A 23,763-nucleotide genomic window follows, 5' to 3' on the forward strand; every position below is an offset into this window, starting at 1 on the left:
CGTCTTTGGCCTATGAGCCCGCGCGTTTTTGGTGCATTGCCGCAATAGAGCTTGCAACATATGCAAGCCTGTATATTTTCGGCGCACGCGGGGCCAGGGAGACGAGCGTGATAACACACGACATCCGGTCCGGAGCGACCACATCTGCACTATTGGAACGTGGCCGGGAGGTTATCCGGGCCGAAATCGACGCCCTCATCCAGCTCGAAGCGTTCCTCGACGAGAATTTCGCCACTGCGGTACAGATGCTCGATGCGACCCGGGGCCGCATCGTCGTCACCGGCATGGGCAAGTCGGGCCACATGGCCCGCAAGATCGCCGCGACCTTCGCCGCGACCGGCTCGCCCGCCATCTTCATCCACCCCGCCGAGGCCGCCCATGGCGATCTGGGCATGGTGCAGGATGGCGACACGCTGATCGTCCTCTCCAATTCGGGATCGACCCCGGAGCTTACTCCGGTGATGCAGCACTGCCGGGCGCTTCGCATCCGGATCATCGGCGTCGCCTCGCGCGCCGATTCCCCGGTGATGCAGGCCGCCGACGTCAAGCTGCTGATCCCGCAGGTGCGCGAAGCCTGTCCCAGCAACATCGCGCCGACCAGCTCGACCGCGGTCATGCTGGCCCTGGGCGATGCGCTGGCGATGGCGCTGATGGACCTTCGCGGGGTCCAGCGCGACAGCCTCAAGCAGCTCCACCCTGGCGGCGTGATCGGCCTGCGGCTGATGGCGGTGAGCGAGATGATGCACGGCGGCGCCAGCCTGCCGCTGGTTCGCCGCGAGACGCCGATGCGCGAGGTCATCATGACGATGACATCGATGGGCTTCGGCGCGGCGGGCGTGGTCGACGACGACGGCCGGCTGGTCGGCGTCATCACGGACGGCGACCTTCGCCGCCATATCGGCGATCTCGGCGACGGCCATGCGGTCGACGTGATGACCGCGAACCCCAAGACGGTGCCGCTCGACACGCTCGCCGAAGACGCGCTGATGATCATGAACGACTGCAAGATCACCACCGTCTTCGTGATGGAGGATGAACGCCCCGAGGTTCCGGCCGGCATCGTCCATATCCACGACTTCGTACGCTACGGCCTGAGCTGAGTCTTCCCGCTCGCATGACGGACGTCGCGGTCATCATCCCCGCGCGCTACCAGTCCTCGCGCTATCCGGCCAAGCCGCTGGCGCTGCTGACCGGCGCGACCGGCACGCCCAAGCCCCTGATCCAGCGCAGCTGGGAATGCGCCGCGACGATCGCCGATCCCGCCTCGGTATGGGTCGCGACCGATGACGAGCGGATCGCGGAGGCGGTGCGCGGCTTCGGGGGCCAGGTGGTGATGACCGCCGAAGCCTGCGCCAACGGCACCGAACGCTGCGCCGATGCGATCGCACGCCTCAGCATCGAGCCCGACATCGTCGTCAACCTGCAGGGCGATGCGCCGCTCACCCCCGCCCATGTCGTCACCGCGCTGGTCGACTCTCTACGGGCGGCGCCCGACATGGCGATGACCACGCCGGCGATCCGCTGCGCGCAGACCACCTATGCCCATCTCGTCGAGGATCAGGCGCAGGGCCGCGTCGGCGGCACCACCGTCGTCTTCGGCGCCGACCGGCGCGCGCTCTACTTTTCGAAGCGGGTGATCCCGCATCTTCCGCCCGAGGCGGCGTCGCAGCCCTTCCCGCCGGTCCATCTCCACCTCGGCGTCTATGCCTATCGGCCCGATGCGCTGCGGCGCTATGTCGCGCTCGGCATGTCGGAACTGGAGCAGCTCGAAGGGCTCGAGCAGCTTCGCTTCCTGGCCGGCGGGGTGCCGGTGGGAGTGGTGCCGTTCGATCCGATCGGCTGGGACGCGATCGAACTCAACAATCCGACCGACGTCGCCCCGATCGAGGCTATCCTCAAAGCGCGCGGGATCGAATAATAACCGCACGATGAGGGGTAGGATTCTGCGCAATCTGCTGGCGCCCTGGTGGGCAGCGCAGCTGCTGACCGGGGCCAAGTCGTTCCTCGACAATCCACTGATCGGATCCGACCGGCTCAATCGGCGGGGCCTCCACGCCGGCCGGGTGGAGCTTACCTATCGGCTGGCCGAGAAGCGCCGCGCGCGCCTTGGCGCGGCGCTCGAGCCGGCCGATCTGGCGGACTTCCGGCGCGACGGCTTCGTCGTGAAGCGGGATTTCCTGCCGCCCGAGACCTTCGCCGCGCTGCGCGACCAGCTGCTCGGCTGGACGGGCCCGGCCCGCGAGATGGTGCAGGGCGACACGATCACGCGCCGCTATGCCGTCGACCCGGCGATGCTGCGCGACGTGCCGGCGATGCGCGCCTTCGCCCGCGATCCGCGCTGGCAGGCGCTGGCCCGCTACGTCGCAAGCTTCGATGTCGAGCCGCTGCTCTACGTCCAGTCGATCCTCAGCCACCGCCGCGAGGCACCCGCCGATCCGCAGACCGCGCTTCATGCCGACACCTTCCATCCGACGATGAAGGCATGGCTGTTCCTGCAGGATGTCGGGCCGGAGGACGGGCCGCTCACCTATGTTCCCGGATCACACCGGCTGACGGCCGAGCGGATCGCCTGGGAAAGGCGGCGCAGCCTCGCCGTACGCGACAGCGGCGATTTCCTGTCGGCGCGCGGGTCCTTCCGCGTCGAGCCGGAGGAACTGGCGGGCCTGGGCCTGCCGCAGGCCACCGCCTTTGCCGTCCCGGCCAACACCCTCGTCGTCGCCGACACCTTCGGCTTCCATGCGCGCGCGCTCAGCCGTCTGCCGACCACCCGGATCGAGCTGTTTGCCTATAGCCGGCGCAACCCCTTCCTGCCCTTCGCCGGGCTGGATCCGTGGAGCCTGCCCGGGATCGCCGAACGGCGGATTCCGCTGCTGTGGCTGACCCATGACATCTATCGGCGCTGGATCGGCCAGCCCTGGGCCAGGGCGGGACGCAAAAGGCCGGGCGATGAGTGAGCCCGCCATTGCCGCAGCCCGGTTTCGATCACGGAGCCGGTCCGCTTCGGACTGAATCGGATCGACTCTGATTTCCTTTTGTTGCCGTGATTTCCAAGCCGGCAGATGTTCCATCTGCCTCGAAATCACTCTAAGGGCGAGCAGATGGACGCAGGCACCCAGGACCCCATCCGCGATCTCGACCCGTTCGGATTCATGGAGGGACAGGCCAGCGTCATCCGGCCGCTGGGCGGCAAGGAACGCAGCCTCGATCCGCGCTATGCGTTTCACACTCCCTATGTCGAGTTCCGCCCCGGCCGGGTGATGTTCACGATCCGCTTCGACCGGCTCCGGGCGACCTTCGGCGAGCTTCGCGTCAACATCAACGCCTTCATCCCGGGCAGCGGCCGCGACGCGATCTTCGTGACATCGGCGCGAATCCCGCTGAGCGACAGCATGGCGGCCGAGCGCGGGCTGGCGATCAGCTTCATGAGCGTCGCCGGCGCCACCTATGCCGCCTATGGCTATTGCACCGAGGGCACCGACGCCCAGGCCGCCGGCCTCTCGGTCCGGGCCGAACAGATAGAGAGCAGCGACGATCCCGCGCTCCAGCAGCCGCTGCTGCCGACCCGGCTGAGCACGCCGCCGCTGGTATCCGCAGTCCGGCTGGTGAACGACGCGGCGCCCTCGTTCCAGGACCCGGTTTCGCAGGCGATGAGCGCCGGCCAGCTTGCCGAGCCCGACGCGCATAAATGGCTGTCCAGGCTGTCGCCGCGTCCGAGCGATCCCGAGGCGCAATGGCGGCTCGCCTTCCTGGCCCAGGCGCTCGATCGCTATGGCGCGCTCCAGCCCGGCGCGCGCGGCATCGGCTGGGGCGAGGAGAGCCGCGCGCTCGCCCCGGTCTTCGCCGCCGCCCAGGCCGAGGTGGCGCTGGTCGATCCCCCCGCCGGGGACGGCAGCGCCCTGTCCTGGAACGCGATCGCCTGTTCGACGCTGGACGCCCGGCCGGGCCCGGACGGCCTGCGCCCCGGCATGATCCTGTCGCTGACCGACCAGCCGGCGGACGAGCGCGGCTTCGATTTCCTCTGGACGATCGGCCAGGCCGAGCAGGGCCATGCCGCCGGCAGCTGCGCCAACCACCTCGTCGAGCTGATGGCGATGCTGCGGCCGGGCGGGCCGGCGGTCCATCTGTTCGACGTGACGGCGGACATGAGCGACGGGCCTGCCCTTCCCCGCCGCGAGATCGACCGGCTGGCAGTAATGCTGCTCGCGCGCGGTTTCTCGGTCGCCCAGCTGAACTTTGCGGGGCTCGCCGAGCGCGGCGGCCCGGTTCCCTTCGGGCTGATCGTCCGCAAGGATTGAGCAGGCGCCGCCGACACCCGGCACGCGATTGATCTGCATCATGTCGTTTCGGTTGCAGCATTTCGGGCGCTCGCGCGTTTACCGCCCAGCCCATGACCGAACCCCAGATCCTCGCCTTCCTCATCCTCGGCGGCATGATGTTGCTCTTCATCTGGGGGCGGCTGCGTTACGACGTGGTTGCGATGGTGGCGCTGCTGGCATCGGTCGCCGCGGGCACGGTTGATCCGAAGAAGGCCTTTTCGGGCTTCAGCGACGATATCGTCATCATCGTCGGCAGCGCCCTGGTGGTGAGCGCGGCGGTCGCCCGGGCCGGCGTGGTGGAGAATCTGCTCGACCGGATGGCGCAGCGGATCACGCGTGTCCGCTGGCAGATCACCGTGCTGGTGGGCTCGGTCACCCTGCTGTCGGCGCTGGTGAAGAATATCGGCGCGCTGGCGATGCTGATCCCGGCCGCGCTCAAGATGGCCAAGCGCTCGGGCGGTTCGCCCGCCGTCTTCCTGATGCCGATGTCGTTTGGATCGCTGCTGGGCGGGCTGATCACGCTGGTCGGCACCTCCCCCAACATCATCGTATCGCGGGTGCGCGAGGAGATGACGGGCCAACCCTTCCTGATGTTCGATTATGCGCCGGTCGGCCTGGGCCTGTCGCTGGCGGGCTTGATCTTCCTGCGTTTCGGCTACCGGCTGCTCCCGCGCGATCGCCGCGCCGCCGCGTCGCTGAGCGAAGCGCTGGACATAGCGGATTATAACACCGAGGCGGAGGTGCCGCCGGGATGCCCGACGGCAGGCAGGACGGTGGGCCAGTTCGTCGATGCCAATGATGGAACGATCGTGGTGACCGGCATGATGCGCGGCACCCGGCGGCGCCGCGTCACCCTGCCCGACACGGTGATCGAGGACGGCGACACGCTGTTCCTGCGCGGCGAGCCCGACGCCCTGGCGAAGGCGATTGCGCGCGGCGGGCTGGAACTTGTCGGCCAGGACCGGGCGATGGTCACCGGCACCCGCGCCGAAGGGCGCGGCGTCATCGAGGCGGTGGTGACCCCGCAGTCGGCGCTGATCGGGGAAGCGGCCGGCGGCCTGGAGCTGCACGACCGCCACGGCCTGAACCTGATCGCCATCTCGCGCGCCGGCCATGTGATGACCGAACGGCTGGGCGATACGCGGCTGGCGGCGGGAGACGCGCTGGTGGTGCAGGGTCCGATCGACATCCTGCCCGGACAGATGCGTGCGCTCGGGCTGCTGCCCCTCGCCGAGCGGCCGATCCGGCTGGGAAGCATCCGGCGGGGCCTGTTGCCGGTGGCGATACTGACGGCGGCGATGGCGGCCACCGCGGCGGGGCTGGTGCCGGTCGCGGTCGCCTTTTTCGCGGCCGCGGCGGCGATGATGCTGACCGGGTCGATCAGCCCGCGCGAGGCCTATGAGAATGTCGAATGGCCGATCCTGATCATGCTCGGCGCGCTGATCCCGGTCAGCCAGGCGCTGCAGACGACCGGCGCGACCGACCTGATGGCGCATTGGCTGTCGGAAACCGCAAGGCAGCTGCCGGTGTGGGGCGCGCTGGGGCTGATCCTGGTCACCGCCATGGCGGTGACGCCGTTCCTCAACAACGCCGCGACAGTGCTGGTGATGGCGCCGGTGGCGGCGATGTTCGCGGGCGATCTCGGATACCGGCCCGAAGCCTTCCTGATGGCGGTGGCGGTCGGCGCGGGCTGCGATTTCCTCACCCCCATCGGACACCAGTGCAACACGCTGGTGATGGGGCCCGGCGGCTACCGCTTCGGCGATTATGCCCGGCTGGGCGCGCCGCTGTCGCTGATGGTGGTGCTGATCGGCGTGCCGCTGATCCTGCTGGTCTGGCCGGTGCGCTGACCGGCGGGCTCGACCTTCAAGCCCGATCCACGCTTCCACCCCGGAGGACCTGGCTTTAAGCGGAAATCATGAGCCTCGAATCGGTCCGCGCCTTCATGGCGCAACATGCCCCCGACATCGCGATCATCGACCAGGGCGCCAGCACCGCGACCGTGCTGGAGGCGGCCGCGACGCTGGGCGTCGAGCCGGGCCAGATCGCCAAGACATTGTCCGTCCGCGTCGGCAACGCGGTGATGCTGATCGTCGCGCGCGGCGACGCGCGGCTCGACAACCGCAAGACGAAGGATGCGCTGGGCGCCCGGCCGCGCATGCTCGGCGCGGAAGAGGTGGAGGCGCTGACGGGTCATCCGGTCGGCGGCGTGTGCCCCTTCGGCCTGGCGACGCCCCTGCCGGTCTATTGCGATCTGTCGCTTCGGGATTTCGACCTGGTCTATCCCGCCGCCGGCTCCCGCACGGCATCGGTATGCCTGACGCCGGAACGGCTCGCGGACCTTACCGACGCCCGATGGATCGACGTCTGCCAGCCGCCTGTCATCACCTGAAAAGAAAAAGGCCGGCGGAGCATCTGCTCACACCGGCCTTTCGTTCCTGGGAATATCGGAGTGGATCAGGCCTTGCAGCTCTGCGCCGGCTTGCCGGGCGCCGCGATCTCGACCTGGGGGCCATCGCCGCTCACCGAATAGCCTTCGGCCGTGTAGGGCTTGCCCGGCTCAGCCGCGGTCAGCGTGGTGCCGGGGGCGTCCTTCGCGGTCTTGTAGGCGGCGGTGTTGTTGCTGAAGAAGTCGACATAGACCAGGCCGCCGTCCGCGCAGCGATAGGTGCGGCTGGCGGTGACCATCGGCGGAAGCTCGACCGGCGACGCGGCGTTCAGCGTCGCGGCATCGGGATCATTGTCGTCGGCAGTGATGGTTTCCGGCTTGCCGCAGGCGGTCAGCAGGAGAGCGGAGCCGAGAACGGCGGCGGTGATGAAGCGGGAATGGATGTGCATAGCGGCGGTGTCTTGGAGTCCTTGTGTGCGGTGCGTCAAGTACGCCAAGCGGATGAAGGCCAGCTGAATGCCGAATTTTGCTCAGATTCGGGAAAAATCCGCGCTATCCAGCAAAAAATCCCGCAAAACCATCCACCGCTCCCGCTTTTCGCCATAGGGCCGCGTATAGGCGGGGCTGCTGGACGGCAGATCGAACAGGCTGAGACCGCTCCGCTCGCCCAGCAGCCGGCGACCGAGTCGCGCCGCCGTGCCGCCATTGAAGCCCACCGCGCGGAGCATCGGCAGGCCCGCGACCAGGCTCGCCAGATCGTTCGGCCGGTGGTCGCGGATCGCCCCGTCGAGACTTCCGGGGCGGACCGCATCGGCAACCACGTCCCACAGCCCCACGCCCGCCTGCCGCAATGCAGCGAGCCGGGCTTCATAATCGAGCCCGTGTAGATCCTCCTGCCCGATCACGGCGCCGGCCAGCCGCCAGAACTGGTTCTGCGGATGGGCATAATAGCGGGTGGCGCGCAGCGACGCCTCACCGGGCAGGCTGCCGAGCAGCAACAGCCGTGTGTCGGGCTGAACAATCGGGGGAAAACTGGCCTTGCGGGTCATGATATCTCGACAAGCAGCACAGAGACGCGCCAAAGAGAAGCTATGTTGGCAAGCCCGAGCCCGCTCGGCTAGGTAGCCGACCATGGCTACTGACAGCATCGCACCGAACGCGCTCGCCTTGATCGGCAACACTCCGCTGGTCCGCCTCAAAGGGCCGAGCGAGGCGACCGGCTGCGAAATTCTCGCCAAGTGCGAGTTCATGAATCCGGGCGGATCGGTGAAGGACCGCGCCGCGCTGGCGATCATCACCGACGCCGAGGAGCGCGGCCTGATCGCGCCGGGCGGGATCATCGTCGAGGGCACCGCCGGCAACACCGGCATCGGCCTGGCGCTGGTCGGCAATGCGCGCGGCTATCGCACGATCATCGTGATGACCGACACACAGAGCCAGGAGAAACAGGCCACGCTGCGCGCGCTGGGCGCGGAGCTGGTGCTGGTGCCGCCGACCGCCTATTCGAACCCCGCCCATTACGTCCACACCTCGCGCCGCATCGCCGAGGAGACGCCGGGCGCGCTGTGGGCCAACCAGTTCGACAACACCGCCAACCGGCTTGCCCATATCCGCACCACCGCGCCGGAGATCTGGGCCCAGACCGGCGGCCGGATCGATGGCTTCACCTGCGCGGTCGGCACCGGCGGCACGCTGGCGGGCGTCGGCCTCGGTCTAAAGGAATTTCGCGAGGACATCGTCATCGGCCTCAGCGATCCCCATGGCGCCGCACTGTACAATTATTTCGCCCATGGCGAGCTGAAGGCCGAGGGCAACAGCGTCGCCGAGGGCATCGGCCAGAGCCGAATCACCGCCAATCTCGACGGTGCACCGATCGACACCCAGTTCCGCATCTCCGACGAGCAGGGGCTGGAGCAGGTGGCCGCGCTCCTCGAGCATGAGGGCCTCTGCGTCGGCCTTTCCTCCGGAATCAACGTCGCGGGCGCGATCGCGCTCGCAGGGGAGCTGGGGCCGGGCAAGACCATCGTCACGATCCTGTGCGATTCGGGGATGCGCTACCTGTCCTCCCTGTTCAACCCGGCCTGGCTGGAGGCCAAGGGCCTGCCCGTTCCCCCGCTGCTGCGGCGCTGAGCCGTGCCGTCGCCCCGGCGGACCTTAGGCAAAAAAGATTGGCGATTGACCTCCGCCGCCGGCTGACGGACATATCCTTCATGGAGTTCGTCGCCTGATGCAGCGGGTCCGGATCGGCATAACCGGTTTGGCGGTCGTTTTCCTCGTGGTGCTCCTGGCGGCCGCGATCGTCGGCTTCCGCACCAAGGAGCGCACCGCCGAGACCAACGCCGCCGCCAATGCCAGCGAGGCCCCGCCCACCGATCCGCTCGCCGAACTGGGGGTGGCCCCCGGCGGCACGCCCAGCGACTCCAGCGCGACTCGCAGCGACCCCAGCACCCCCTGACGCCCCCGGCGGCGCCTGTCCCGACCGCCTGAACCGCCAGCCGCCCCTTTCAGCCGGGCGGACCGCCGATGCGCGTCCCACAGACTTATCCACAGGACCACCCACGCGGCACGCCGCGGATTCCCGGCCTGCGGAGCCGCTGACGCGCGCCCAGCGATGGCATGCGATTCCTGGAATCCACAGCCTGAACCATGGAAAACCATGAAATGGATCAAAAATGCTTTGAAAAACCAAACCGAGCCAAGTACACCCACATGGTGAAATGGGGTGGGGAGTATCGCGTGGCGTTTTGACGCCTCGGGCCGTCCAATCGGGATGGTCCGGCGCCTGCGATCCTCCCCTCTTGCTAACGGGGTGCGTCGGTGGCGGCGGGTGGTGCGGTCTTCAATGACGTTCATTTGAACGGCGTCGACCCCAAGGGGCGGGTATCGCTCCCGGCTGCCTTCCGTCAGACCATCGAAATCCGCTGCAGCAACGGCAGGGTCGCCAGCGGCCTGGGCAAAACGCTGCGCATGGCGATGCACCCGACGCTGCGCTGCATCGAGGTGAGCGACGGTCTCCAGATCGCCGAGACCGAGGAACAGATGACCGCGCACGCGCAGCGCATCTCGGAACAGACCAACGAACTGGTGGGCGACGTGCTGGACCGGCTGGAGGCCGAGACCTTCCCGCTGATGAAGGACGTCAACTTCGATCAGGCGGGCCGCATGGTCCTGCCCGACCGGCTGCGCGCCAAGGCCAATATCGGCGGCGACGCCTTCTTCGTCGGCCGTGGCCGGCGGTTCCGCATCTGGGCGCCGGACGAGCTGCGCAAGGCGGAAGCCGGCGAATCCACCGACGTGCTCGACGAGATGGACGACCTGCTCGCCCGGCGGAAGGAACGCGGATGAGCCCCGCCGCCCCCCATGTTCCCGTCCTGCGTGACGAGGTGATCGCCGGTCTCGCTCCGCAGGCCGGCGAAACCCATGTCGACGGCACGTTCGGCGCCGGCGGCTATACGCGCGCCCTGCTGCAGGCCGGCGCGCGGGTCTACGCCTTCGACCGCGACCCCGACGCGATCGCCGAGGGACGCGGCTTCGAGGCCGAGCAGGACGGCAAGCTGATCCTGGTGCCCGAACGCTTCTCGCGCATGGCCGAGGCGCTGGCCGAGCGCGGCGTCGACCAGGTCGACGGCGTCACCCTCGATATCGGCGTGTCGTCGATGCAGCTCGACCGGGCCGAGCGGGGATTCTCCTTCCAGGCCGACGGGCCGCTCGACATGCGGATGGAGCAGGCGGGCATGAGCGCCGCCGACTTCGTCAACGAGGCCGACGAGGAGGAGATCGCCGACGTCCTCTACGATCTGGGCGAGGAGCCCCGCGCGCGCCGCGTCGCCCGTGCGATCGTCCAGGCCCGCCCGATCAGCCGCACCGGCGAACTGGCCGAGGTGGTCCGCCGCGCGCTGGGCCACAAGCCGCACGAGAAGAAGGACCCGGCGACCCGCACCTTCCAGGCGATCCGCATCCACCTCAACGCCGAGCTGGACGAGCTGGAGCAGGGGTTGGCCGCCGCCGAGAAGGTGCTGCGCCCGGGCGGAAGGCTGGCGGTGGTCAGCTTCCATTCGATCGAGGACCGGATCGTCAAGCGCTTCCTGCGCGAGCGCAGCGGCGCGACGCCGGCCGGCTCCCGCCATCTTCCCGACATGCGCGGCGGGGGGCCGCGCCCCAGCTTCGAGGCGGTCGCCAAGCCCGTGCGCGCGGGCGAGGCGGAGATCGCCCGCAACCCCCGCTCGCGGTCGGCGACGTTGCGCGTCGCCCGCCGCACCGAGGCCTCGGCCTGGGCCTCCGGCCCGAAAAAAGAAGGACGTCAGGGATGATCACGACCCGCTTCAAGGATGTGGTCTGGACGGGGGGCATCTGCGTCGCCGCCCTCTCCTTCTACATGGTCTCGCAGTCGGTCGCGGCGAAGCGGGCCGAACTGTCGGGGGTGGAGCGCAAGATCGCTTCGACCCAGCAGGAGATCCGCCAGCTCCGTACCGAGATCGACACCCGCGCCGGGCTCGCCCAGATCGAGAAATGGAACCAGAATGTCTATGGGCTGCAGGCGCCCGGCGCCGAGCAGTTCGCGATGAATTCCGTCCGGCTCGTCGCGCTGACCGAGCCGCAGCCGCTGCCGCTCGATCCCGCGATCGTCGCCAGCCATGGCGCGGTCAGCAAGGTCAGCTATGACCGGATCGAGGATGGCGGCGCCAATGCCACGACCGCGCGCACCGCGGCGGCCACGCCCGCTCCGGCCGCGCCCGCCATCGCCCAGCCGGCGCTGCGCCAGGCCAATTATGTCCAGCCCAAGCCCTCGGCGCTGGCCCCCCAGGCCGCCTCGCCGGTACGCGAGATCGCGATGCGCAAGCCTGCGAAGCTGACCCGTCTCGACGACAGCTTCCTCGAGGATATAGGCGACGAAGGATCGGCTCACGCCCGCAAAGGCAGGCCATGAACGCGCCCGCCACGGGGCTCGCCCCGTCGCGCGAGCGCGCCATCGCCAGGATCAATGAGGGCGTCGGCATCGCCCATTACCGGCTGATGGTGCTGATGCTGCTGTTCGGGCTGATGGTCGGCGTGATCGGCATCCGCCTGCTCTACCTGGCCCTGTTCAACGCCCCCGACCGCACCCCGCAGGTCTCCCTGACCGTGCCGCGCGCCGACATCACCGATCGCAACGGCATCGTCCTTGCCGGCAACATCAAGGGGATCAGCTTGGCCGTGCGCCCGCCGCGCGTGATCGGCGACAAGGAGCGGCTGGCCGTCGAGCTGGCGCGGCTCTTCCCGACCCGCCCGGTCGACTATTATCGCGCCGTGCTGAACGGCAAGCGCAAGTTCGTCTATCTCGAGCGCGGCGCCACCCCCGCCAAGATCCACGCCGTCCGCCTGCTGGGCGAACCGGCGATCGAGGAGGTGCCCGAACCCAAGCGCTTCTATCCGCAGGGCACGATGGCCAGCCAGGCGATCGGCTATATGGATATCGGCGGCGTGCCGGTGAGCGGCATGGAGGCCTATCTCGACAAGCGGCTGACCAGCGCAGCCAATGGCGGAAAGCCTGTCGCGATGTCGATCGACGTGCGCGTCCAGGCGGCGGTGGAGAGCGCGCTCGCCGCGCAGGTGATCAAGCATAGCGCGGTCGGCGGCGCGGGCGTGGTGCTGGATGTCCACACCGGCGAGATACTCGCGATGGCGTCGCTGCCGGTGTTCAACTCCAACGCGCCCGGCCTCGTGCCGGTCGGCACCGATCCGCTGCGCCCCGACGCACGCTATAATCGCGCGATCAGCTCGGTCTATGAGCTGGGCTCGACCTTCAAGATGATCACCTTCGCCAATGCGATCGAAAACGGCGTCATCACCGATTTCGGCAAGCGCTACGACGCGACCGCTCCGCTGCAGGTCGGCCGCTTCAAGATCAAGGACGATCACCCCGAGAATCGCTGGATGTCGATCCCCGACATCATGATCCACTCGTCGAACATCGGCACCGCGCGGATCGCCGACGAACTGGGCGAGGCCCGCACCGCCGCCTTCTTCCGCAAACTGGGTTTCGACCGGCCGGTCGATCTGGAGCTGGGCGCGCGCGGCAAGCCGCTGTGGCCGGGCTTCTGGGCGCGGACAACGACGATGACCGCGGCCTATGGCCATGGCATCGCGGTGAGCCAGCTCCACCTCGCCAATGCCTATGCGGCGCTGGTCAACGGCGGCATCATGCGGCCCGCGACGATGCTGAAGCGCTCGCCGGGCGCGGTTCCCGCCGGCCAGCGAGTCATCTCCGAGGCGACCAGCCACCGCATCCGCCAGTTGATGCGGCTGGTGGTGACGCACGGCACCGGCAAGACCGGCAACGTCCCCGGACTGCGCATCGGCGGCAAGACCGGCACCGCCGAGAAGAACCTGAACGGCCGCTATATCCACAACAGCCTGGTCACCACCTTCGCCGGCGCCTTCCCGATGGATGCGCCCCGCTATGTGGTGGTGGTGACGATGGACGAGCCGCAGGGGATCAAGGAAACCTACGGCTTCCGCACCGCCGCCTGGACCGCGCTGCCCGCGGTCAAGAACATCATCGCGCGGATCGGGCCGATGCTGGGCGTCATCCCCGACACCAGCAAGGACATCGATATCTCCGACCTCAGGCCCTATATCTACGAAGAGCAGCTGGCCGCGAAGGACAGGGAGAAGAAGGAAAGCGCAATCCATGCGATTGACTGACCTCCTGCCCGACCTCGCTTCCGCAGCCGGTGATGCCCGCATCACCGGCTTCGCCATTGACCACCGCAAGGTGGCGCCGGGCACGGTGTTCGGCGCGTTCAAAGGCGCGCGTTTCAACGGAGAGGATTTCATCGCCCAGGCGGTGGCCGACGGCGCGATCGCGGTGGTCTCCGCGCCCGGCGTGTCGGTGGAGGGCGCGGCCCATGTCGCCGATGCCGAGCCGCGCCGCCTCTTCGCCCGGCTGGCGGCGCGCTATTTCGCGCCCTTCCCCGAGACGACCGTCGCCGTCACCGGCACCAACGGCAAGACCTCAACCGTCGAGCTGACCCGCCAGCTGTGGCGGATGGCGGGGTTCCACGCCGCCTCGATCGGCACGCTGGGCGTCACCACCGCCGACGAGCAGGTCTCGACCGGGCTGACCACGCCCGACATCGTCACCTTCCTGTCGAACATGGCGGGCCTGCGGAAGGAAGGCGTAAGCCATGCCGCCTTCGAGGCATCGAGCCACGGCCTGTCGCAATATCGTACCGAGGGCCTGCCGGTGCGCGCGGCGGCCTTCACCAATCTCAGCCGCGACCATCTCGACTATCACGGCACGATGGACGCCTATTTCGCGGCCAAGCTGCGCCTGTTCACGGAGGTGGTGGACCAGGACGGCGCCGCCGTCATCTGGGCGGACGATCCCCGGTCGGAGGAGGTGATCGCCGCCGTGCGGGCCCGTGGCGTCGGGTTGCTCAGCGTCGGCACCAAGGGCGAGACGATCAGGCTGGTCGAACGGACCCCCACCGCGCTCGGCCAGACCCTGAAGCTGGAGGTGGACGGCAAGACCCGCGAGGTGAAGCTGCCGCTGATCGGCGCCTATCAGGCCGCCAACGCGCTGGTTTCCGCCGGCCTCGTCATCGCGACCGGCGGGGAGATCGACCTGACCCTTGCCAACCTCCAGCGTGTCGCCCCCGTGCGAGGGCGGCTGGAGCGGGCGGCGATCACGAAGACGGGCGCGCCGGTCTATGTCGACTACGCCCACACCCCCGACGGGCTCGAAGCCGCGATCACGGCGCTGCGCCCGCACACCGAGGGGCGGCTGATCACCCTGTTCGGCGCGGGCGGCGACCGCGACACCGGCAAGCGCCCGCTGATGGGCGAGGTCGCGACCCGGCTATCCGACCGCACGATCGTCACCGACGACAATCCGCGCAGCGAGGACCCGGCACTGATCCGCCGCGACGTGATGGCCGGCGCGCCCGGCGCCACCGAGATCGGCGGCCGCCGCGAGGCGATCGCCGCCGCCATCGCCGAAGCCCGGGCGGGGGACGTCGTGCTGATCGCGGGCAAGGGCCATGAACAGGGCCAGATCATCGGCGACCGGGTGCTGCCGTTCGACGACGTCACGGTGGCGCGGGAGTGCGCGGCGTGAGGGGGCCCTCCCACTTCCGTCATGCTGAACTTGATTCAGCATCCATTGCCGCAACGCCCGATGCTGAAGCGCTGCGTGTCTGGATCCTGACTTTCGTCAGGATGACGATCGAGGAAGTGACCGCATGACCCCGCCTCTCTGGACCGCCTTCGACATCGCTGCCGCCGTCGACGGCGAGGTGCATGGCGACTTCGAGGCGACCGGCGTCGCCTTCGACAGTCGCGAGATCGGCCCGGGCGATCTGTTCATCGCGCTGTCCGGCGAGACCACCGATGGCCACCGCTTCCTCGACAAGGCCTATGCCGCGGGCGCGGCGGGGGCGATTGTTTCCCAAACTGCCAATGGCCCGCATGTTCGCGTCGCCGACACCATGGCGGCGCTCAATGCGCTGGGCGTCGCGTCGCGGGCGCGGGTGCAGGGCAAGGTGATCGGCGTTACCGGATCGGTGGGCAAGACCGGCACCAAGGAGGCGCTGTTCGCCTGCCTCGATCGCGCCCGGCCGGGCAAGATCCACCGCTCGGTCAAGAGCTACAACAACCATACAGGCGTGCCGCTCAGCCTCGCCCGCATGCCCGCCGACACCCGGATCGGGGTGTTCGAAATGGGCATGAACCATAGCGGCGAACTGGCCGCCCTGACCCGGCTCGTCCGCCCGCATGTCGCGATCGTCACCGCCATCGCCCCCGCGCACAGCGCCTATTTCGCGAGCGAGGCCGACATCGCCGACGCCAAGGGCGAGATATTCCAGGGGCTGGAAACCGGCGGCACCGCGATCATCCCCCATGACAGCCCGCATCGCGACCGGCTGATCGCCGCCGCCCAGCCCTATGCGTCGCGCATCCTGACCTTCGGCCTGACCCGCGACGCCGACATCCACGCGCAGGAGGTGATCCCGCTCGAACGCGGCACCCTCATCTCGCTGGTGCTGCCCGACGCCGAGCTGACCTTCACCATCGCCCCGCCCGGCGACCATTGGGTGTCGAACGCGATGGCCGTGATCGGCGCGGTATGGGCGGTGGGCGGCGACCTCGCCGCCGCCGGCCTGGCCTTCGCGGAGATGGAGGGCCTGCCGGGGCGCGGACAGCGCAGCCGCGTGCCTGTCGGAGACGGCGAAGCGCTGATCATCGACGAGAGCTACAACGCCAATCCCGCCTCCATGGCGGCGACGATCAAGATGCTGGGCGAGGAAAAGGCCGAACGCCGCATCGCCGTGCTCGGCGAGATGCGCGAACTGGGCGCGGGATCGCCCGACTATCATGCCGGGCTCGCCGGGCCGCTGCGCGAGGCGGGGGTGGATTATGCACTGCTCGTCGGATCGGAAATGGGGCACCTCGCAAACGCCCTTGAGGGGCGGATCGATTTCGCGCATGTGCCCGACGCCGGAGCGGCGCTCGAGTCGATCGAGACGCTCCTCGCGCCCGGCGACGCCATATTGATCAAGGGATCGAACGCGATCGGCCTGTCGCGCCTTGTCGAGCGTCTGCGCTCGCGGGCCGATGCCGTCGAAAGGACAGCATGCTCTACCTGATTGCCGATCAGCTCGGGTTTCCGGGGATCCTGAACCTCATCCGCTACATCACCTTCCGGGCGGGGGCGGCGGCGCTGACGGCGCTGTTCATCGGCCTGATCATCGGCCCCAGGTTCATCGGCTGGCTGCGCGTCCGCCAGGGCAAGGGCCAGCCGATCCGTGCCGACGGGCCGCAGACCCATCTTTCCAAGGTCGGCACCCCCACCATGGGCGGGCTGATGATCCTGATCGCGGTGATGGTGTCGCTGCTGCTGTGGATGGACCTGAGCAACCGCTATGTCTGGGCCTGCATCGGCGTGACGCTGGGCTTCGGCCTGATCGGCTTCATGGACGACTACGACAAGGTCAAGAAGCGCAGCCATCATGGCGTGTCGGGCAAGGTCCGACTGCTCGGCGAGTTCATCATCGCCGGGCTGGCGAGCTGGCTGATCGTCTCCGGCAACGGCACCCAGCTCTACGTGCCCTTCTACAACGGGCCGGTGATCGATCTCGGCCCCTTCTACATCGTCTTCGCGGCCTTCGTGATCGTCGCCTTCGGCAATGCGGTGAACCTGACCGACGGGCTGGACGGGCTCGCAACCATGCCGGTGGTCATCGCCAGCCTCGCCTTCTTCGTGATCGTCTATCTGGTGGGCAATGCGAAGTTCGCCACCTATCTGGGCATTCCCCATGTCCCCGGCGCGGGCGACCTGACGATATTGACCGCCGCGATCATCGGCGGCGGCCTGGCCTTCCTGTGGTTCAACGCGCCGCCGGCCGCCGTCTTCATGGGCGACACCGGCAGCCTGGCGCTCGGCGGCGCGCTCGGCGTCATCTCGGTCGTCGCGCATCATGAGATCGTGCTGGCGATCGTCGGTGGGCTGTTCGTGATGGAGACCGTGTCGGTCGTCCTCCAGGTGTTCTTCTACAAACGGACCGGCAAGCGCATCTTCCGCATGGCCCCGATCCACCATCATTTCGAACAGCTCGGCTGGAGCGAGCCGACCGTGGTGATCCGCTTCTGGATCATCAGCTTCGTCCTCGCCCTCGCCGGCCTCGCTACTCTCAAGCTGCGGTGATCACCAGTCCCGCCTTCTCCGGCAAGCATTATGCCGTCCTCGGCCTCGCCCGCTCGGGGCTGGCGACGGTCGAGGCGCTGCTCGCTTCGGGCGCGAAGGTGACGGCGTGGGACAGCAAGGAGGAGGCGCGGGCCAAGCTGAAGATCCTCCCCATCGCAGATGGGGAGGGGGACCGCGCGCAGCGCGGTGGAGGGGTCGGGCAGGACCTCAACACCGGAAAACCCCTCCACCGTCAGCCTGCGGCTGACGGTCCCCCTCCCCACCCTTCGGGCAGGGAGAATCTGGTTTTTGCCGATCCCCTCACCATCGATCTCACCGGCTATGAGAGCGTGATCGTCTCGCCGGGCGTGCCGCTCAACACGCATCCGATCGTCGGCCATGCCGCGCAATATGGCGTGCCAGTGATCGGCGATATCGAACTGTTCGCCCAGGCCCGCGAGGCCCTGCCGCCGCATGAGGTGGTGGGCATCACCGGCACCAACGGCAAGTCGACGACGACCGCGCTGATCACGCACATCATCGAGACGGCCGGCGTGCCCACCCTGATGGGCGGCAATATCGGCCTGCCGATCATGGGCCGCGACCCGCTCGAAAAGGGCGGCATCTATGTGCTCGAACTGTCGAGCTACCAGATCGACCTGACCTTCAGCCTCGATTGCGACGTGGCGGTGCTGACCAACATCACCCCCGACCATCTCGATCGCTATGACGGGTTCGAGGGTTACGTAGCGTCGAAGTTGCGCCTGTTCTCGATGCAAGACGCAGAACATTTTGCTGTGCTGGGCGAACCCCATATCGGCGAACGTTGGCTATCGCCCCGGATTCCGAACGCGAACCTGTTGTTGGCACTTGATTACAGCGATCGACAGGCGAACTGGCCAGCCTTGCAAGGGCCGCATAACCATCAGAACGCCGCTTGCGCTATCGCGACATGCGAAGCCCTCGGCATTTCTGAGGCTGCCATCGAGGAAGGCCTGCGCACCTATCCCGGCCTGCCGCACCGCATGCAGCGCGTTGCCGAGAAGAAGGGCGTGCTGTTCGTCAACGACAGCAAGGCGACCAACGCCACCGCCACCGCCCCGGCGCTGGGCGCCTATCCGAAGATCCACTGGATCCTCGGCGGCCTGCCCAAGACCGACGATCTCGACGATTGCGCGCCCTATTTCGATCATGTCGCCGCCGCCTACACGATCGGCCAGGCCGGGCCGATGTACGCCCGCATCCTGGCCGAGGCGGGCAAGAAGGTGACCGAGAGCGGCACGCTCGACCAGGCGGTGAAGGACGCCGCCGCCGCCGCCCGGCCGGGCGAGGTGGTGATGCTGTCGCCGGCCTGTGCGTCGTTCGATCAGTTCAGCGATTATGAGGCACGCGGCGACGCCTTCCGTCGCGCGGTGGAGGGGCTTTCGCTATGAACGTCACCATGTCCTTCGACTCCACCGTGTCCCAGCCCTCGCCCTATAAACGATCGCGTTTCGGGCGCGGCAAGCGCACCCCGATCGCCCGCTGGTTCTGGGAGATCGACCGGGTGCTGCTGCTGCTCGTCACCATGCTGATCGGCATCGGCCTGATCGCGGTGGCGGCCGCCTCCCCCGCCGCCGGCGTGCGCTATTCCTCGGCGGCGGCCGGCGTCACCGTCGCCGCACGCCATTATTTCTGGATGCAGATCGCCTGGACGATGATCGCGGTGCCGGTGATGCTCGGCGTCTCGGCTCTGCCCATGCAGGTGGCGCGTCGTCTTGCGCTGATCGGCGCGGCGGTGTTCCTGGTCCTGCTCGCGCTGGTGCCGGTGATCGGCAGTAGCGCCAACGGCGCCACCCGCTGGATCGGCGTCGGATCGGCCAAGCTGCAGCCGTCCGAATTCCTGAAGCCCATGTTCGCGGTGAGCATGGCCTGGCTGCTGTCGCTGCGCTCGAAGAATCCGGATCTGCCCTTCGCGCTGATCTCGGTGGTGCCGATGGGCGTCGTCGCGGTGCTGCTGATGAAGCAGCCCGATTTCGGCCAGACGGTGATCTTCGCCGCAGTGTGGCTGGTGCTGCTGATCATCGGCGGGGCGTCGATGAAGCTGATCGGATCGCTGATCGGCGGCGCATTCGGCGCGATCGTCGCCGCCTATTTCTTCTATTCGGTAGCCACCGAGCGCATCAACAAATTCCTGTTCAAGGAAGGCGACACCTATCAGGTGGACCGCGCCCATGCGACGCTGACCAATGGCGGCCTGCTTGGCACCGGCCCCGGCGCCGGCACCGAGAAATTCACCCTGCCGGAGCCGCACACCGACTATATCTTCTCGGTGATCGGCGAGGAATTCGGGCTGATCGCGTGCATCGCCATCGCCTGCCTCTACCTCGCCATCGTCGCGCGCGTGTGCCTGCGGCTGCTGCGCGAGGAGAATGATTTCCTGCTGCTCGCCAGCGCCGGCCTCGTCTCGCAATTCGGGATGCAGGCGCTGATCAACATGCTGGTCAATGTCGGCCTCGCCCCGTCCAAGGGCATGACCCTGCCGTTCATCAGCTATGGCGGCTCGTCGATGATCGCGCTGTCGATCGGCATGGGGCTGCTGCTCGCCTTCACCCGCGAGAATCCCCACCTCAAGGAGGCCACCTACACGGTGCGCTGGAACGGACGATGAGGGTATCGCGCCATTTCGCCCTCGCGGCGGGCGGGACCGGGGGCCATATGGTCCCCGCGCACGCTTTGGCGGCCGAGCTGATGCGGCGCGGCCACCGTGTGGCGCTGGTCACCGACGAACGCGGCGCGCGCATCCCCGGCCTGTTCGACGGCGTCCAGACCCATATCATCCCGGCCGGGCGGCTGGGCGGTGGCCCGCGCGAATGGCTGCAGGCCTTCCGCGATATCCGCGCCGGCACCGCGATGGCGGGCCGGCTCTACGACACGTTCGAGCCGTCGGCGGTGATCGGCTTCGGCGGCTATCCGGCGCTGCCCGCGCTGCGCGCCGCCTTCAAGCGCCGCATACCGACCGTGATCCACGAGCAGAACGCGGTGCTCGGCCGGGTCAACCGGCTGGTGGCGGGCCGGGTCGACGCGATCGCCACCGCCTATCCCGACGTCCAGCGGCTGAAACCCCGCTTCGACGGCAAGACGGTGCTGGTCGGCAATCCGGTGCGCGACGTGGTCCGCGAGATTCGCGAGCAGCCCTTCCCCGATCTTGGCCCCGACAGCATCTTCCGGGTGCTGGTGACCGGCGGCAGCCAGGGCGCCTCCATCCTGTCCGACGTGGTGCCCGACGGCCTGGCGCTGCTGCCGCAGGGCTTTCGCCGCCGCCTGCAGGTCACCCAGCAATGCCGGCCCGAGGATATCGAGGCGGTGCGCAGCAAATATAAGGTGCTGGGCATCCCCGCCGATCTCGGCACCTATTTCACCGACCTGCCCGAGCGCCTGGCCTGGTCGCATCTCGTCATCGCCCGTGCCGGCGCCTCGACGATCGCCGACATCAGCGTGGCGGGCCGCCCCGCCATCCTGATCCCGCTGCCGTCGGCCGCCGACGACCACCAGACCGCCAATGCCCGCGAGCTGGCCCAGGTCGGCGGCGCACGCGCGATCCGGCAGGAGAATTTCACGCCGCAGGAGCTGGCCAAGCAGATGCAGAAGCTGGCGCTCGACCCCAAGGCGCTGATCAATGCGGCCCGGCGCGCCCACAGCGTCGGCCGCCCCAATGCCGCGGAGGAGCTGGCCGACCTCGTCGAGCGGATCGGCCCCGATCCGATCGTCGAGCCGATCCCCGTGGAGAAACTGGAACTCCGTCCTCTGAAAGGCGCATTCGCATGAAGGGTGTCGCAACCGACATCGGCACCATCCATTTCATCGGCATCGGCGGCATCGGCATGTCCGGCATCGCCGAGGTGATGCACAATCTGGGCTACAAGGTGCAGGGCAGCGACATCGGCGAAGGCTATGTCGTCGAGGGCCTGCGAAAGCGCGGCATCGAGGTGTTCATCGGCCACAAGGCCGAGAATCTGGGCGATGCCGCCGTCGTCGTCACCTCGACCGCGATCAAGCGCGGCAATCCCGAGGTGGAACTGGCGCTGGAGAAGCGCATCCCCGTGGTCCGCCGCGCCGAGATGCTGGCCGAGCTGATGCGGCTAAAATCGACCGTCGCGATCGCCGGCACCCATGGCAAGACGACGACCACGTCGATGGTAGCAGCCCTGCTCGACGCGGGCGGCGTGGACCCGACCGTGATCAACGGCGGCATCATCAACAGCTATGGCTCGAACGCCCGGCTCGGCGCGTCCGACTGGATGGTGGTCGAGGCCGATGAGAGCGACGGCAGCTTCCTGCGGCTGGACGGGACGATCGCGGTCGTCACCAATATCGATCCCGAGCATCTCGACCATTATGGCTCGTTCGACAAGGTGAAGGACTGCTTCGTCGAGTTCGTCGAGAATGTGCCCTTCTACGGCGCGGCGCTGCTGTGCATCGACCATCCGGAGGTGCAGGCGATCATCCCGAGGGTGCGCGACCGCAAGGTCGTGACCTATGGCTTTTCGGCGCAGGCCGACGTGCGCGGCGACAATGTCACCCCGATCCCGGGCGGCAACCGCTTCGACGTGGTGGTCCGCAACCGCGACGGCGCCACCCGCCGGATCGAGGGCGTCACCCTGCCGATGCCGGGCCGCCACAATGTCCAGAACGCGCTGGCCGCGATCGGCGTCGCGCTGGAGATGAACATCTCCGACGAGATCATCGCCAACGGCTTCGCCAAGTTCGGCGGGGTCAAGCGCCGCTTCACCAAGGTCGGCGAGGTTCCGGCCGGCGACGGCGTCGCGACGATCATCGACGATTACGGCCACCATCCGGTCGAGATCCGCGCGGTGCTGGCTGCGGCGCGCGAGGGCGCCAAGGCGCGGGTGATCGCGGTCGTCCAGCCGCACCGCTTCACCCGGCTGCGCGACCTGATGACCGAGTTCCAGACCGCGTTCAACGATGCCGACAGCGTCTATGTCGCGCCGGTCTATGCCGCGGGCGAGGCGCCGATCGAGGGCATCGACGCCGACGCGCTCGTCGCCGGCCTCAAGCAGCGCGGGCACCGCTCGGCCCAGACGATCGCAGGCTCCGAGGCGCTCGCGAAGGTGCTGGCCGGGACCCTCGGCACCGACGACATGGTGATCTGTCTGGGCGCCGGTGATATTACCAAATGGGCGGGGGGCCTGGCAGACGCGATAGCGAAGGAGAAGGCAGCATGACCGATTTCTTCGGACCCTGGAAAATGATGCAGGACCAGGTCCTGCATATGCACAAGACCGCGGTGGATGCGGCGTTCAAGGCGATGGGCAGCGGCGAGCAGTTCGACAATGCGGCCAAGGCCGCGAAGGACCTCGCCGACATGCAGGCCCAGGCGTGGGAACGCTGGATGGCGATGTGGGGCATCGAGAAGAAGTGAATCCGGCCGCCAGCAGCGCGTCTTCCCTCCCGTCCCTGCCGCGCGTGCGCGGCCGGCTGACGGCGGACGCGCCGCTGGCACCGCTGGTCTGGTTCAAGAGCGGAGGATCAGCCGAATGGCTGTTCGAGCCCGCCGACATCGACGACCTGTGCGATTTCCTGTCCGCCCTCGATCCGGCGGTGCCGGTGATGGGGCTCGGCCTCGGCTCCAACCTGATCGTCCGCGATGGCGGCGTGCCGGGCGTGGTGGTGCGGCTGGGCAAGCCGTTCGCGAAGGTCGAACGGCTCGATCCGGTCACCCTGCGCTGCGGCGGCGGGGCGAGCGGTATCCTGGTCTCCTCCACCGCGCGCGACGCCGGCATCGGCGGGGTCGAGTTCCTGCGTTCGATCCCCGGCACGGTCGGCGGCTTCGTGCGGATGAACGGCGGCGCCTATGGCCGCGAGGTGAAGGACGTGCTGGTCGAGGCCGAGGTGGTGCTCCGCTCGGGCGAGCGCCGCACGCTGGGCCTCGCCGAGCTGGGCTATAGCTATCGCCACAGCCAATTGCCCGAGGGCGCGATCGTGACCGGTGCGACCTTTCGCGGCCATGCCGCCGAGCCCGCCGCGATCGGCGCCGAGATGGACCGCATCGCCGCCGAGCGCGAGGCGAGCCAGCCGCTGCGCAGCAAGACCGGGGGTTCGACCTTCAAGAACCCGCAAGGCCACAAGGCGTGGCAGCTGGTCGATCAGGCGGGCTGCCGGGGACTGACGCGCGGGGACGCGCAGGTCAGCGAGAAGCATTGCAATTTCCTGCTCAACCTCGGCGCGGCGACGTCCGCCGACATTGAGGCGCTGGGCGAAGAGGTGCGTGAGAAGGTGAAAGCGAAGAGCGGCGTGATGTTGGAGTGGGAGATACAGCGTGTGGGGGTGGCACTATGATCCTCCCCATACGCAGCATGGGGAGGGGGACCACGCGTAGCGTGGTGGAGGGGGAG

23 protein-coding genes are annotated in these 23,763 nt (G+C 68.3%); 21 read left to right on the forward strand and 2 right to left on the reverse strand.

Going from position 1 to position 23,763, the window contains the following annotated elements:
- The first annotated feature begins 107 nt into the window (after positions 1-107).
- From CMV14_RS21100 to CMV14_RS21125, 6 genes are all read left to right on the forward strand, one after another.
- A complete protein-coding gene (locus CMV14_RS21100; protein ID WP_066961658.1) occupies positions 108-1,100 on the forward strand; it encodes a KpsF/GutQ family sugar-phosphate isomerase in 993 nt (330 codons plus the stop codon).
- Between the two features lie 14 nt (positions 1,101-1,114).
- Positions 1,115-1,918: a 3-deoxy-manno-octulosonate cytidylyltransferase gene (locus tag CMV14_RS21105; RefSeq protein WP_066961655.1), complete on the forward strand. Its 804-nt coding sequence runs from the start codon at positions 1,115-1,117 to the stop codon at positions 1,916-1,918.
- 10 nt (positions 1,919-1,928) lie between these two features.
- Positions 1,929-2,954, forward strand: coding sequence for a phytanoyl-CoA dioxygenase family protein (locus CMV14_RS21110; protein ID WP_066961652.1), 1,026 nt, complete (start codon positions 1,929-1,931; stop codon positions 2,952-2,954).
- A 144-nt stretch (positions 2,955-3,098) separates the two neighbouring features.
- Positions 3,099-4,295 (forward strand): hypothetical protein, encoded by a 1,197-nt coding sequence (locus tag CMV14_RS21115; protein WP_066961649.1) that lies wholly within the window; start codon positions 3,099-3,101, stop codon positions 4,293-4,295.
- A gap of 92 nt (positions 4,296-4,387) precedes the next feature.
- Entirely contained in the window at positions 4,388-6,166 is a 1,779-nt protein-coding gene (locus tag CMV14_RS21120) for an SLC13 family permease (protein WP_066961647.1), read from the forward strand.
- A 68-nt stretch (positions 6,167-6,234) separates the two neighbouring features.
- Complete coding sequence (locus CMV14_RS21125; RefSeq protein ID WP_066961640.1) at positions 6,235-6,708, forward strand: YbaK/EbsC family protein; 474 nt, start codon at positions 6,235-6,237, stop codon at positions 6,706-6,708.
- A 65-nt stretch (positions 6,709-6,773) separates the two neighbouring features.
- Here the strand turns inward: CMV14_RS21125 and CMV14_RS21130 are convergent, their stop codons facing one another.
- Positions 6,774-7,154 carry a hypothetical protein gene (locus CMV14_RS21130; RefSeq protein ID WP_066961635.1) on the reverse strand — a complete coding sequence of 127 codons (381 nt, stop codon included), beginning with the start codon at positions 7,152-7,154 and terminating at the stop codon, positions 6,774-6,776.
- Positions 7,155-7,235: 81 nt separating this feature from the next.
- The gene (locus CMV14_RS21135) at positions 7,236-7,754 is read right to left on the reverse strand and encodes a DNA-deoxyinosine glycosylase (protein WP_066961631.1); all 519 of its coding nucleotides are present in this window, start codon (positions 7,752-7,754) and stop codon (positions 7,236-7,238) included.
- 82 nt (positions 7,755-7,836) lie between these two features.
- On the opposite strand from CMV14_RS21135, the gene CMV14_RS21140 reads away from it, so the two are divergent.
- The 15 genes from CMV14_RS21140 to murB all read left to right on the forward strand — a co-directional run bounded on the left by CMV14_RS21140 (position 7,837) and on the right by murB (position 23,707).
- Positions 7,837-8,835 carry a cysteine synthase A gene (locus CMV14_RS21140; RefSeq protein WP_066961629.1) on the forward strand — a complete coding sequence of 333 codons (999 nt, stop codon included), beginning with the start codon at positions 7,837-7,839 and terminating at the stop codon, positions 8,833-8,835.
- Positions 8,836-8,980: 145 nt separating this feature from the next.
- Complete coding sequence (locus CMV14_RS21145; RefSeq protein WP_238147110.1) at positions 8,981-9,160, forward strand: hypothetical protein; 180 nt, start codon at positions 8,981-8,983, stop codon at positions 9,158-9,160.
- Positions 9,161-9,558: 398 nt separating this feature from the next.
- A complete protein-coding gene (locus CMV14_RS21150) occupies positions 9,559-10,050 on the forward strand; it encodes a division/cell wall cluster transcriptional repressor MraZ (protein ID WP_238147111.1) in 492 nt (163 codons plus the stop codon).
- Positions 10,047-11,015 carry a 16S rRNA (cytosine(1402)-N(4))-methyltransferase RsmH gene (gene rsmH / locus CMV14_RS21155; RefSeq protein WP_066961622.1) on the forward strand — a complete coding sequence of 323 codons (969 nt, stop codon included), beginning with the start codon at positions 10,047-10,049 and terminating at the stop codon, positions 11,013-11,015. Before CMV14_RS21150 ends, rsmH begins: the two co-directional genes overlap by 4 nt.
- Positions 11,012-11,632: a hypothetical protein gene (locus CMV14_RS21160; RefSeq protein WP_066961621.1), complete on the forward strand. Its 621-nt coding sequence runs from the start codon at positions 11,012-11,014 to the stop codon at positions 11,630-11,632. Before rsmH ends, CMV14_RS21160 begins: the two co-directional genes overlap by 4 nt.
- Positions 11,629-13,389, forward strand: coding sequence for a peptidoglycan D,D-transpeptidase FtsI family protein (locus CMV14_RS21165; protein WP_066961619.1), 1,761 nt, complete (start codon positions 11,629-11,631; stop codon positions 13,387-13,389). Before CMV14_RS21160 ends, CMV14_RS21165 begins: the two co-directional genes overlap by 4 nt.
- A complete protein-coding gene (locus tag CMV14_RS21170) occupies positions 13,376-14,803 on the forward strand; it encodes a UDP-N-acetylmuramoyl-L-alanyl-D-glutamate--2,6-diaminopimelate ligase (RefSeq protein ID WP_066961617.1) in 1,428 nt (475 codons plus the stop codon). The genes CMV14_RS21165 and CMV14_RS21170 overlap by 14 nt, the downstream gene beginning before the upstream one ends.
- Positions 14,804-14,927: 124 nt before the next feature.
- Positions 14,928-16,331: a UDP-N-acetylmuramoyl-tripeptide--D-alanyl-D-alanine ligase gene (locus CMV14_RS21175; RefSeq protein ID WP_066961615.1), complete on the forward strand. Its 1,404-nt coding sequence runs from the start codon at positions 14,928-14,930 to the stop codon at positions 16,329-16,331.
- Positions 16,319-17,389, forward strand: a complete 1,071-nt coding sequence (gene mraY, locus CMV14_RS21180; protein ID WP_066961613.1) for a phospho-N-acetylmuramoyl-pentapeptide-transferase — start codon at positions 16,319-16,321, stop codon at positions 17,387-17,389. The genes CMV14_RS21175 and mraY overlap by 13 nt, the downstream gene beginning before the upstream one ends.
- Positions 17,386-18,801, forward strand: a complete 1,416-nt coding sequence (gene murD, locus CMV14_RS21185; RefSeq protein ID WP_066961611.1) for a UDP-N-acetylmuramoyl-L-alanine--D-glutamate ligase — start codon at positions 17,386-17,388, stop codon at positions 18,799-18,801. Before mraY ends, murD begins: the two co-directional genes overlap by 4 nt.
- Positions 18,798-20,018 (forward strand): FtsW/RodA/SpoVE family cell cycle protein, encoded by a 1,221-nt coding sequence (locus tag CMV14_RS21190; RefSeq protein ID WP_066961609.1) that lies wholly within the window; start codon positions 18,798-18,800, stop codon positions 20,016-20,018. Before murD ends, CMV14_RS21190 begins: the two co-directional genes overlap by 4 nt.
- On the forward strand, positions 20,015-21,175 hold the full coding sequence (murG, locus tag CMV14_RS21195; RefSeq protein WP_066961607.1) for an undecaprenyldiphospho-muramoylpentapeptide beta-N-acetylglucosaminyltransferase: 1,161 nt from the start codon (positions 20,015-20,017) through the stop codon (positions 21,173-21,175). The genes CMV14_RS21190 and murG overlap by 4 nt, the downstream gene beginning before the upstream one ends.
- Entirely contained in the window at positions 21,172-22,593 is a 1,422-nt protein-coding gene (gene murC / locus CMV14_RS21200; protein WP_066961605.1) for a UDP-N-acetylmuramate--L-alanine ligase, read from the forward strand. Before murG ends, murC begins: the two co-directional genes overlap by 4 nt.
- Positions 22,590-22,790, forward strand: a complete 201-nt coding sequence (locus CMV14_RS21205) for a hypothetical protein (RefSeq protein WP_066961603.1) — start codon at positions 22,590-22,592, stop codon at positions 22,788-22,790. Before murC ends, CMV14_RS21205 begins: the two co-directional genes overlap by 4 nt.
- Positions 22,787-23,707: a UDP-N-acetylmuramate dehydrogenase gene (gene murB / locus CMV14_RS21210; RefSeq protein ID WP_176488950.1), complete on the forward strand. Its 921-nt coding sequence runs from the start codon at positions 22,787-22,789 to the stop codon at positions 23,705-23,707. Before CMV14_RS21205 ends, murB begins: the two co-directional genes overlap by 4 nt.
- Positions 23,708-23,763 lie beyond the last annotated feature (56 nt).

The sequence above is a fragment of the Rhizorhabdus dicambivorans genome (assembly GCF_002355275.1).
GTDB lineage: Bacteria > Pseudomonadota > Alphaproteobacteria > Sphingomonadales > Sphingomonadaceae > Rhizorhabdus > Rhizorhabdus dicambivorans.

Bases quoted from the DNA above. Each gene is read 5' to 3' on its own strand.
- CMV14_RS21105 (WP_066961655.1), top strand. From the start codon at position 1,115: ATGACGGACGTCGCGGTCATCATCCCCGCGCGCTACCAGTCCTCGCGC.
- CMV14_RS21110 (WP_066961652.1), top strand. From the start codon at position 1,929: ATGAGGGGTAGGATTCTGCGCAATCTGCTGGCGCCCTGGTGGGCAGCG.
- CMV14_RS21115 (WP_066961649.1), top strand. From the start codon at position 3,099: ATGGACGCAGGCACCCAGGACCCCATCCGCGATCTCGACCCGTTCGGA.
- CMV14_RS21120 (WP_066961647.1), top strand. From the start codon at position 4,388: ATGACCGAACCCCAGATCCTCGCCTTCCTCATCCTCGGCGGCATGATG.
- CMV14_RS21125 (WP_066961640.1), top strand. From the start codon at position 6,235: ATGAGCCTCGAATCGGTCCGCGCCTTCATGGCGCAACATGCCCCCGAC.
- CMV14_RS21130 (WP_066961635.1), bottom strand. From the start codon at position 7,154: ATGCACATCCATTCCCGCTTCATCACCGCCGCCGTTCTCGGCTCCGCT.
- CMV14_RS21135 (WP_066961631.1), bottom strand. From the start codon at position 7,754: ATGACCCGCAAGGCCAGTTTTCCCCCGATTGTTCAGCCCGACACACGG.
- CMV14_RS21140 (WP_066961629.1), top strand. From the start codon at position 7,837: ATGGCTACTGACAGCATCGCACCGAACGCGCTCGCCTTGATCGGCAAC.
- rsmH (WP_066961622.1), top strand. From the start codon at position 10,047: ATGAGCCCCGCCGCCCCCCATGTTCCCGTCCTGCGTGACGAGGTGATC.
- CMV14_RS21160 (WP_066961621.1), top strand. From the start codon at position 11,012: ATGATCACGACCCGCTTCAAGGATGTGGTCTGGACGGGGGGCATCTGC.
- CMV14_RS21165 (WP_066961619.1), top strand. From the start codon at position 11,629: ATGAACGCGCCCGCCACGGGGCTCGCCCCGTCGCGCGAGCGCGCCATC.
- CMV14_RS21170 (WP_066961617.1), top strand. From the start codon at position 13,376: ATGCGATTGACTGACCTCCTGCCCGACCTCGCTTCCGCAGCCGGTGAT.
- CMV14_RS21175 (WP_066961615.1), top strand. From the start codon at position 14,928: ATGACCCCGCCTCTCTGGACCGCCTTCGACATCGCTGCCGCCGTCGAC.
- mraY (WP_066961613.1), top strand. From the start codon at position 16,319: ATGCTCTACCTGATTGCCGATCAGCTCGGGTTTCCGGGGATCCTGAAC.
- CMV14_RS21190 (WP_066961609.1), top strand. From the start codon at position 18,798: ATGAACGTCACCATGTCCTTCGACTCCACCGTGTCCCAGCCCTCGCCC.
- murG (WP_066961607.1), top strand. From the start codon at position 20,015: ATGAGGGTATCGCGCCATTTCGCCCTCGCGGCGGGCGGGACCGGGGGC.
- murC (WP_066961605.1), top strand. From the start codon at position 21,172: ATGAAGGGTGTCGCAACCGACATCGGCACCATCCATTTCATCGGCATC.
- CMV14_RS21205 (WP_066961603.1), top strand. From the start codon at position 22,590: ATGACCGATTTCTTCGGACCCTGGAAAATGATGCAGGACCAGGTCCTG.